This is a genomic window from Kitasatospora sp. NPDC047058 (assembly GCF_040643935.1).
GTDB lineage: Bacteria > Actinomycetota > Actinomycetes > Streptomycetales > Streptomycetaceae > Kitasatospora.
In genome coordinates this window covers 1-1,814 of sequence record NZ_JBEYVJ010000779.1, presented here as the reverse complement: position 1 = coordinate 1,814, position 1,814 = coordinate 1, and the positions used below count along the sequence as shown (strand labels likewise).

General features: G+C 72.4%; 1 protein-coding gene. It reads right to left on the bottom strand.

Features of this window, described 5'->3' with window-relative positions:
- Positions 1-140: 140 nt before the first annotated feature.
- Positions 141-1,730: a S8 family serine peptidase gene (locus tag ABZ885_RS40410; protein ID WP_360200083.1), complete on the bottom strand. Its 1,590-nt coding sequence runs from the start codon at positions 1,728-1,730 to the stop codon at positions 141-143.
- Between the last annotated feature and the right edge of the window lie 84 nt (positions 1,731-1,814).

Sequence of the window (1,814 nt, the reverse complement as noted above, 5' to 3'; positions counted from 1 at the left end):
TCCACTCTTCCCCCACCCCCCGCACTTCCGATCGGCGCCGGCGGGTAGCACACCCGCCCGGCACGCGTGCGCTCCGCCGCCCGAGGGGTGGGCGGCGGAGCGCGGGTGGGTGGTGCGGCTGGCGGGCGGTGCGGCTGGGGCTAGAAGGTGAGGTTCCAGGCGTCGATGGTGCCGGTGTCGCCGGCGGCGCCGTCCTTGACCCGGAGCTTCCAGGTGCCGTTGGCCGCGCTCGCGGCGGCGTTGACGGTGTAGGTCTTGGCGACGTTGTCGGCGCTGTCGCCGTTCGGGAAGTCCTCCAGGAGGTAGACCGTGCCGTCCGGGGCGACCAGGGAGACGACCAGGTCACCGCGGTAGGTGTGCTTGATGTCCACGCCGGCCTTGAGGGTGGCGGGGGCGTTGCCGCTCACGCCCGTCACGGTGATCGGGCTCTCGACGGTGGTGTTGTCGGTGATCGCCACGTCGGTGAGGTTCTCGAAGTACTTGCCGGCCGGCGGGGTGGTGCCGACGGCCTTCAGCGCGTCGACCTGGCCCTCGCCGAAGAACGCGTTGTTGGCGGCGGTGCCGGTGCAGCGGCTGTCCGAGGCCGGGCAGGCCAGGTCGTTGGCCTGGGCGGCGAGACGGGCCCGGATGTCGGCCGGGGTCAGCGCCGGGTTGCCGCTCGCGATCAGCGCGGCCACGCCGGTGACGTGCGGGGAGGCCATCGAGGTGCCGCTCTTGGTGCCGTACTTGCCGCCGGGCAGGGTGGAGTACACGCCGGTGGCGCCGTCCCCGCCGGGCGCGGCGACGTCGATGACGCCCCGGCCGAAGTTGGAGTAGGAGGCCTTGCCGCTGCCGCTGCCCGTGGCAGCGACGGTCACCACGCCCGGAAGTTCGGTGGGGATGTCGAGGCAGGCGTTGCTGATGGTCCGGGTGACCGGGGTGGAGTCGTTGGGGCTCTCCGAGTCGGTCGTCTTGTCGGCCAGGTCGTAGTTCGAGTTGCCGGCCGCGGCGACCTGGAGCGAGCCCTTGCCCTCGGCGTACTCCTGGGCGCGCTTGACGCCCTCGATGATGGCCGCCTGGTCGAGGTCGTTCGGGCAGTTGAACTGCCACGGGTCGGTGTAGTAGCTGTTGTTGGTCACCTTGAAGCCGTGGTCGCCGGCCCAGACGAACCCGCACACCGTGTTCTCGGCGTAGAAGAGGGTGCTGCTCGGCTCGGCGATCCGGACCGAGGCGATCTTCACGCCCGGCGCGACGCCGATGACGCCCTTGCCGTTCCTGGCGGCCGCGATGGTGCCGGCGACGTGGGTGCCGTGGGTGTCCACGTCGCGCCAGGCGCCGGTGCGGGTGTCGGCCTTGCCGTAGGCGCAGGAGACGGAGTCGGCGGCGTCGAAGTTGGGTGCGAGGTCCTGGTGCTGGTCGTCCACGCCGGTGTCGAGCACGCCGACCTTGACGCCGGGCGAACCGGTGGTCACCGCCCAGGCCTGGTCGGCCTTGATCTGGGTCATGTCCCAGCGGTTGGACTCGGTCAGTGTGGTGGCCGCCTGGGCCGGGTTGGCGGGCAGCGCCGGGCTGTACGCGTCGGCCGGCACGTCGGAGGTGCGGGTGGCGCCGACCTGCTGGATCCCGGTGGCGCCGCGCAGGGCGGTGGCGAAGCCGGCCGCGGTCGAGTGGGCGACGAGGACGCCGATCGCGTCGTAGCTCGCGAATACCGTGCCGCCGTTCGCGGTGACGGCGGCCTTGGCGGCGGCGATCTCGGCGAAGGTGTACGAGGAGTTGCTCGCCGCCGAGTTGCTCGACGGGTGGGCGCTGGCCCGTGGCCGCGCCGCCGTCGAGCT